This window comes from Pseudoroseicyclus sp. H15 (assembly GCF_054353345.1).
The window spans coordinates 1-7,605 of sequence record NZ_JBTHJE010000012.1; the positions used below are offsets into that span (position 1 = coordinate 1).

The window sequence follows — 7,605 nt, forward strand, 5'->3', positions numbered from 1 at the left end:
AAAGGCGGCGGGGGGAAGACAGCCCCCCTCCCCGGCCAGCCAGCCATGCGCCCCCCCCCCCCGCGAGACGGCCCATCAGGGCCGGCGAGCAAACCGCCCCCAAAACAAAAACGGGCCGGGAAGGTCACCCCTCCCGGCCCGCAATCTCGTCAGGCTCTCGATCCTCAGATGTCGTCGTCGAGCTTCTCGACGGCCTTCTGCAGGTCGTCCTTGCTGACGCTCTTCTCGGTCACATCGGCCTCGGAGAAGATGTGGTCGATGACCTTGTCCTCGAAGATCGGCGCCTGGATCTGCTGGCGCGCATTGGCGTTCTGCTGAACGTAGTCGAAGAACTGCCGCTCCTGGCCCGGATATTGCCGCGCCTGGTTGAGGATGGCCTGGGTCAGCTCGCTGTCGGTGACCTTGACGTCGGCCTTCTGACCGATCTCGGCGAGCAGCAGGCCCAGCTTCACGCGGCGCACGGCGAGCTTCTTGTGCTCGTCGGTCGCCTCGATGGCATCGTGATTATGCCCCTGATGGTCGGGGTTTTCCTCGTGCCAGAGCTGGTGGGCGATCTGGCTGGCTTCGGCATCCACCAGGCTCGGCGGCAGCTCGAATTCCACGGCCTTGTCGAGCTCGTCGAGCAGCGCGCGCTTGGCGACAGCGCGGCCGGCGCCGGCATATTCGCTCTCCAGCCGCTCCTTGACCTGCGCCTTCAGGCCGTCGAGGTCGTCGGCGCCGTATTTCTTGGCCAGCTCATCGTCGATCTCGGCGGGCTTCGGCTCTTTCACCGCTTTGACGGTGACCGAGAACACGGCCTCTTTGCCGGCCAGATGCTCGGCCTGGTACTGCTCGGGGAAGGTGACGGTGACGTCTTTCTCTTCCTCGGCCTTCACGCCGACGAGCTGATCCTCGAAGCCGGGGATGAACGAGTTCGAGCCGAGCACGAGCGGGTAATCCTCGGCCTTGCCGCCTTCGAATTCCTCACCGTCGACGCGGCCGACGAAATCGATGACCACCTGGTCGCCGTCTTTCGCCTTGCTGCCCTTGCGGCGGTCTTCGAAGCTCTGCGAGGATTCGGCCAGGTTCTGCAGCGTCTCGTCCATGGCGGCCTCGTCGGCCTCCACCACAAGGCGCTCGATCTTGATCTTCGAGAAATCGACCTCGGGAACCTCGGGAAGGGTCTCGTAGGAGACGTCGACTTCAACGTCGTCGCCCTCTTTCCAAGCCTCGTTCGTCATCTTCATTTCGGGCTGCATGGCCGGGCGGTCGCCGCTCTTCTCGAGATGCTCGCTGAGGGCGCCGTCGATGCTTTCCTGCATGGCTTCGCCCATGAGGCGGGGGCCATATTGCTTTTTCAGCAGGGCGATCGGCACCTTGCCCTTGCGGAAGCCCTTCATCTCGATCCCGGGCTGCGCCTCTTTCAGCTTGCCCAGCACCTTTTCATCGAGCTCGGCGGCCGTCAGGGTGATCTGGTACCCCCGCTTCAGACCGTCGTTGAGCGTTTCGGTGACTTGCATGGTCCGTCCTTCTACCTTCATCTCTGGTGCGGGGCGTGAGGAGCCTACCCCTGTCGGCGCCAGACCCTAATCGTCACGCACCGCGTTTGGAAGCAGCTGCCTCGCTCTTGCGCGGGACATGGCGTGACCGTCAGGGGTGGCGCAAAGCCCGCCCGCGTTGACGCAGGCGGCTACCCTAGTCTTCGCCGAAGGTCCAGCCCGCATGGGCGCAAACTGCCGTTGAGCGGGGTCCGCGGTACGGCGACCTCGCGAGACTGCGAGGCATATTCCGGAACGATCCGCCGCCGGCGTCGGTTGGCCCCCTGACCAATCCGAAGGAGACGACCATGATCCGCAGCCTGACGCTCCCGTTCGCAGCCGCCGCCACCCTCGCCATCGGCGCGGTCGCCCCCGCCGCGGCGCAGGACGAGGGAATGCCCGACATTCTCGTCGCCGAGACCGACGAACTCGGCCCCTATCTGCTCGGCCCCGGTGGCCTGCCCGTCTATTACTTCCGCACCACCGGCATTGGAGGCGACGACCTGCCGCCCATCGAATCCTGTCTCGACCCCTGCCGCGAGGAATGGCCACTGGTGGAAGTCGGCGACGAGGTCACCTACGGCACGGGCGTCGATGACGAGCTCATCGGCGTGCGCGATGACGGCGATGTCCGGGTGATGACCTACGAGAGCCGCGTCCTCTTCTCCTACGCGCAGGACGAGCCGATGCAGCCGCCGCAGGGCCAGGCGGAATCGAGCTACGGCGGCTGGTGGCTGCTGGTGCGCCCCGATGGGAGCAGCGTGATGGAAGGCGTGCCCGACGGCGCCTTCGACTGACATCGCCTGGGGGGTCGCAGGTTCTAGCAGCGCGCTGGAACCTGCCCCCCGCGCTCGAGTAGCCGAAGGCGGTAGCGCAAAGAAATATGGTGCGGGTGAAGGGACTCGAACCCCCACGCCTTGCGGCGCCAGAACCTAAATGTAACGCAGCCTGTTCAGCGACAGGCTCTTAGCCGAAAATTTTCGCAAGACATTGTGAGAACAAAAGGACAACGTGCGAAACCCCTCCCGTGTCATCGATCGCGGCTACCGCACCCTTGCCCGAATATTCAGTCCATGGCCGACCCGTCCCTCTTCGCACCAGGCTGCATCCACATCCGTGTTCAGTGCTGGCAGCGGCATTGTCGGCATGAGGTCGAGCTGCGAAGGCGCGATCTGCCAGTCGACATCAGCGAGCACGACTTCGGCCGGCGGGCGCGGTGCAGCCAGTGCGGCACGAACTGGCCGCGCATCACTCAGCTCCCGCCGGCGCCAAGCGTGTGGAATCGGCAGAGATAGGCTTGAACACCAAGCAAGACCTCTAGAGGCTCAGAAAAAACAATGGGTTGGCAGGGAAGTTTCCTGCAGTATCGCCACTCGGAAGTAGACCACAAGCTGCTACTCGACCTTCATTGAGGTGAAACTCACAGGCGACCATAGTTTTGAAAACCACGCGCCGAGTACGGGTGTCCCTTCGGCGTTGTTTTAGAGACTTAGCCAACCAGCAAAGAACCAGGAACCTCCACAGAAAAGCGCCTCGCTGGTCGGGAAAGCACTTTGAGGGAAGCATGATGATCAAAGCACAGCCAATCAGGCGTTCGAGGTTCTCCAGCGTGAAACTGGAAAACCTCCCACGACATACGCCTAGCCATAGCCGCTTCCAACCCGCACCGACCTGAATCTGCTCAAAAACTATGCCCAAACGCGGCTCGCGAATCGATCCAACTCCTCGGAAGTGGACACGAGCGAGCAGCTATTTCGAACCAAGATCAGTATTATAAAGAAAGCAATTGATCAAGCGGCTTTACTAGTGCATCGTAAATTGGCTGGGAGATTGCTAGCAGCCAATATCGTCTCAAAGACCAAAATACCAGACCAGATTTTCGCTTTAACAATGGCCGACAAATTTCAGTAAACTTGTGGCGTTTCTCACCCGCATTCGCCGGGAGTCCCACTCTCGATAAACGCCTAAGCTGAGGTCGCCCCCAAACCCATATTTCTCTGGATCGGAATTATGACGCAGACCGTGCCAAAAGACAGCGGCCCCGAGTGGACAGCACTTTTCGTTCTCGCCATAGTCGGCATAATCATGCTGGCCACGTTATACCTTCAAGACGGCTGGTTATATATGAGCTGGGTGCCAGCAGTGGTCTCTAGCCTTCTCTTCATACCGGGAATGGGTCTGGCACGTCAGCTCCGCCGAACGGCAGCATACATCCTTACGCTTCCATTTCCTCTCGCCGCTATATTGAGTGTAGCCGCTACACCGCAGACGCAAATTGCGGAAATTCAACGGCTTAATGCCAGAATTAGAATGGTTGAAGAGTCCGCAAACGCTATAACTGAAGAAATACATAGGCTGCGAGTAACCACTCATCAAGAATGGGTCGAAAGCGAATATGTGGCAGGATCCTACGATCTGCGCACGAACATCTCCAGGGCCACCGGAGTGGAAATACCAGAAACAGACGAAAACGACGTATGCTTTCTATCGTCCTTGCACTGGGCTCACGGAGCTAATCGAGGCCGGCGTCTAGCTATGGTTACTAAGCCGAGCGGACCCGGCCCTTGGCGCATTCTTGCATTGCATTCTTTTGAGAATGAAGAGGCAGATTGGGTGCAGGTGCAGGTGATGTGTGTCGGACTACCAATCGCCGCGGAGCTAATAGAAACGCGGATTGGAGCGCAAGAATGAGTGATCGCGGTTCAGTACAGAATGAGATTGTCGTTGCACTGTTCTGCGTCTCAGGCATCGTACTACAAGTACTTTTTCGCGGGTGGGGTGCGGTGACCCTCGCCGTCATCTCGATATTCGGCACCGTTCTTATCGCGCTTTATGTCATCCCGATAACAGATGACGCATACCGTAGCTTTCGCAACATGACGAGCAATCAAAAACAAGTAGTGGTTCGGCATTTCTTGCCGCATGCAGTCTCGCTTCTCGCCATTGTTAGCGGCCTATTCTGGGTTGAGTCACGGGTTATCTATTCAGTGCTCGACCGAACGCTCTATGCGATCGAAGTTGACGCACTGCAGTCCGACGATCCTCAATCGATCGGCTGCGCAAGTCTGGGAGGCGATGCTCGATTAGTATGCCGCGGCCCCATGAGGAATACTGAAGAGGATATAGAGAACGCGATCGACAGAATAGAGTTCGCATTAGCCGCCCAACTTCAGAGGCGAATTACTAAAGCTTCCGGTGAATATCAGGACATGGGCTTAGTGGCGGCTCAGGATGTGCGATCAACATTGTGGGACGACGAAGAGCCTGCGATCCCCAGAAGCATCACGGGGTTAGGGCTGCAATACGACAAATCGATAAAGTGCAGTATTTGGAGCATTGTATGGCGCGGCGGGAGATATAGAAAGCGGTGTGCACGCACTATCATTCTCGAACCGGTAGACAGCGCATTCATAGCGGCAAGGAACGACGGGCTGAACAGATATGATGCTGAGGTCATTCGGCTAGAGGCTTTAGGTGATACATTCTCTCTGAATTCGGCCGCGGTATTGAATGACTACATCAAGGGTCCACTGGCTGAGCAGTTTGACGTAGTGCGACGAACTAGCTTAGTGGCCTTTCGTATTGCGCACTGCGCCGCCGTGCTTGCTCTTGCCTCACAGCTGTTCTTTATCTACAAAGCATTGGCCCTATTATATTGTCGTTTGGCCTTTAATCCACGGGTTGGAAACCAAAGCCTTCCGATTAGAGACTTTGGGAGCAGTGATTGCACGACCTTTATTACTGTAGAGGCGCTTACATCGACCCGCGTAAGTTCTACCGGAGTTCGTCATGGATTCTTGCGACCTACAGCCGCTTCGATATACCTCTTCCATGGCGACGGCATTTTGCGATCTAGAGAGGGGCGGCTCTGTATCCCGACTTTCTGGAAGGCATCATTTGGGCGGATTTTAAGCCGCAAGTTTCTTGCTTACCGTTACGACCCTGGTGAGGGAGCGGAGTTCGGCGCTTTCGGGGATGTCAATAAGACCGTTCTTATGATACATCTGCCGCCTGGAGTTCGCATTGCAGTTCGCCTTCGCTATCTACTCGGCTTTGAGCACGGACTCGATTTCGGAACGAGATACGAGCTCAATCTATCGAATCTCGTTCGGGGCCGAATGATTTTTTCTGTGATTTCGGGGGGTAAGTTTGGTGGTTCGGTTTTGATGTATTCGCCTCATGGGACGTTTGGCAAGATGACGCCGGAAGGTGACGCTGCACCCAGGGAAGCTCTAGTAGCATTCGATCCCGAGTCGACGATGCAAATTGAGGCGGATCTCGGCTGGTCTTCGACCTGGTCAGGTGAATACGGCCTGAGGCCGCTCGATGACTCCTGTTTTTGCCTTTATTCCGCCGCCGCGGTTCCTTCACCGGCTGCGCGCTTCATCAGGCGCTCTATCCAACTTTTGTCGCCCACGCCGTTCTGAAATAGTAGTCAGGAACTAATTTCCCCCTTTCGGAGGGTGGGTTTACCTCGTATTTTCTGCCTTTTTCCTAGTTAGGTGCCTCTGGACACTTCAGAAGCATCATTACCCGTCTTAGGGCTTATTGGGCACTAGGTAGACTAGGACTGGCGTGAAAAGGACGATGACCTGCTCGGCGACGCTGAAGGCGCTGTCGACAAAGGCCTTCACATCCTCCTCCGTCGCGTCGATCTGTTTGTCGGGGTTGAGCAGGTTCCAACCCATGATGATGCCGGCGGGCACCGCCACGAGTGCCTTTCGATAGCGGGCGAGCTTCGAGAGGAAGCCATCGGACGGTGCCTGCCGCGGTTCCATGAACTCCTGGTTCTCCATGGTCATGTCCCTTCAGAGGTTGATGTCGAGCAGATCCACAGTCTGCCCAGCGAGGATGTGGGGGGATCGGAGGAGACCTAGTTGGCCTGCTTCGACGGGAGACGCGCACCGAAAGTTGGGAGGGTGTGGTTAGATCGGCAATGTTCCGAAATAGGAAGCTCTTGGAATCTATGACAATTCCCAAAGCTCACACAGAAAGGTGATTAAAATTATTCTTAGCCATTGCTTCGAATGGCCAATTGAATATTTTTGCAACCCGGCAGCCATGCCAGTTCTCTTATCCCGTAGATTTTTTTCCGAATGACTAGCCACTTCGCCATGAGCGGGGACAAAAGTTCTATCGGGAGAATGAGATATTGGCTTTCAGGCTATTCACATGCCGCGAGTGCGGCCAGCGAATGAGGCTCGCCGGACGATCCTGCGGCTATTGCAGTGAAGACAAGCCGTCCTGGCAATTGCCTCAGATCTGGGTGATCAGCTTTGCGTCCATTTTTGTGATCTCGGTGGGAATGTTCATGTAGGTGATCGCGAAAAGGTCGTGATTATAAGGCCAGTGCCTCGTCGGCCCTCTTCCGAATGTCAGCGAGCGCGTTACGGACATGCCCATAGTCTTGATCCAGTACCACAGTCGGCGCCTCACCAAAGGCGACCGACGGCTGGGCGAGCAGCTCCCCATGAAGCGCCCCGCGCGTCTGCGGGCCGGGATCGCCATCGACCTTGATGCCCGCCGCCCCCTGAAACGCCCGCACGCTGCCGTGGCCGAGGAAGGCAAGCCCCGCCTGCACATTGAGGTCGAGCCGATCTGCGAGGCCTTTGGTGCCGCCGTTGATGCGGCGCGAGATCATCTCGGTGTTGCCGGCATCGGCGAAGCGGTTGAGGCTCTCGCCGCTGCCCGCATCCCAGAACCAGATCGGCCCGAGACCTTCCCAAGGATCGGTGTTCACGAGGTCCGGCTGCGCGACGAAGTCGACATCGGCCCCATGCACCTCGCGCACCCAGGCAGTGAAGCGCGCGTAGTTGCTGCGGCCCGTGATCTGCATGCCGGTGCGACCGCGATAGCGGTAGCCGTCGCCGTCGACTGCCGCCGTGTTGCCCAGATCCGTGCGGGTCTCGTAACGCTCCTGGGCCGCCGTCGGCCCCCAAACCTCGCGATCATAGCGCCAGCGGCCGCTTTCGTGCGCGAGCTGGGCAAGGTACTGCACCAACCGGTGCGGGCGATCGAGACCAGCGGCCATCCCGCCCCTCTCGAGCCCGAGCGCCGTCGAGCGCAGATTGTCGTTCACCGCGAGGCC

General features: G+C 58.4%; 6 protein-coding genes. 3 read left to right on the forward strand and 3 right to left on the reverse strand.

Translation table 11 applies throughout. The features are described from left to right. Nucleotides 1-164: 164 nt before the first annotated feature. Nucleotides 165-1,499 (reverse strand): trigger factor, encoded by a 1,335-nt coding sequence (gene tig / locus ACXN5S_RS19540; protein WP_458607169.1) that lies wholly within the window; start codon nucleotides 1,497-1,499, stop codon nucleotides 165-167. Nucleotides 1,500-1,825: 326 nt separating this feature from the next. Between tig and ACXN5S_RS19545 the strand changes: the two genes are divergently transcribed. The 3 genes from ACXN5S_RS19545 (at nucleotide 1,826) to ACXN5S_RS19555 (ending at nucleotide 5,944) form a co-directional block, all read left to right on the forward strand. Beyond that, nucleotides 1,826-2,314: a COG4315 family predicted lipoprotein gene (locus ACXN5S_RS19545; RefSeq protein ID WP_458607170.1), complete on the forward strand. Its 489-nt coding sequence runs from the start codon at nucleotides 1,826-1,828 to the stop codon at nucleotides 2,312-2,314. Nucleotides 2,315-3,527: 1,213 nt separating this feature from the next. Next, a complete protein-coding gene (locus ACXN5S_RS19550) occupies nucleotides 3,528-4,208 on the forward strand; it encodes a hypothetical protein (protein ID WP_458607171.1) in 681 nt (226 codons plus the stop codon). After that, a complete protein-coding gene (locus tag ACXN5S_RS19555; protein ID WP_458607172.1) occupies nucleotides 4,205-5,944 on the forward strand; it encodes a hypothetical protein in 1,740 nt (579 codons plus the stop codon). Before ACXN5S_RS19550 ends, ACXN5S_RS19555 begins: the two co-directional genes overlap by 4 nt. 111 nt (nucleotides 5,945-6,055) lie before the next feature. Here the strand turns inward: ACXN5S_RS19555 and ACXN5S_RS19560 are convergent, their stop codons facing one another. Together ACXN5S_RS19560 and ACXN5S_RS19565 are read right to left on the reverse strand one after the other, a co-directional pair. Further along, nucleotides 6,056-6,319 carry a hypothetical protein gene (locus ACXN5S_RS19560; RefSeq protein WP_458607173.1) on the reverse strand — a complete coding sequence of 88 codons (264 nt, stop codon included), beginning with the start codon at nucleotides 6,317-6,319 and terminating at the stop codon, nucleotides 6,056-6,058. 536 nt (nucleotides 6,320-6,855) lie between these two features. Further along, nucleotides 6,856-7,605 (reverse strand): hypothetical protein (locus ACXN5S_RS19565; protein WP_458607174.1); only part of this gene is annotated, 750 nt, incomplete at its 5' end.

Coding starts and splice junctions, on each gene's coding strand:
- ACXN5S_RS19555 (WP_458607172.1), top strand. CDS start 4,205: ATGAGTGATCGCGGTTCAGTACAGAATGAGATTGTCGTTGCACTGTTC.
- ACXN5S_RS19560 (WP_458607173.1), bottom strand. CDS start 6,319: ATGACCATGGAGAACCAGGAGTTCATGGAACCGCGGCAGGCACCGTCC.
- ACXN5S_RS19550 (WP_458607171.1), top strand. CDS start 3,528: ATGACGCAGACCGTGCCAAAAGACAGCGGCCCCGAGTGGACAGCACTT.
- ACXN5S_RS19545 (WP_458607170.1), top strand. CDS start 1,826: ATGATCCGCAGCCTGACGCTCCCGTTCGCAGCCGCCGCCACCCTCGCC.
- tig (WP_458607169.1), bottom strand. CDS start 1,499: ATGCAAGTCACCGAAACGCTCAACGACGGTCTGAAGCGGGGGTACCAG.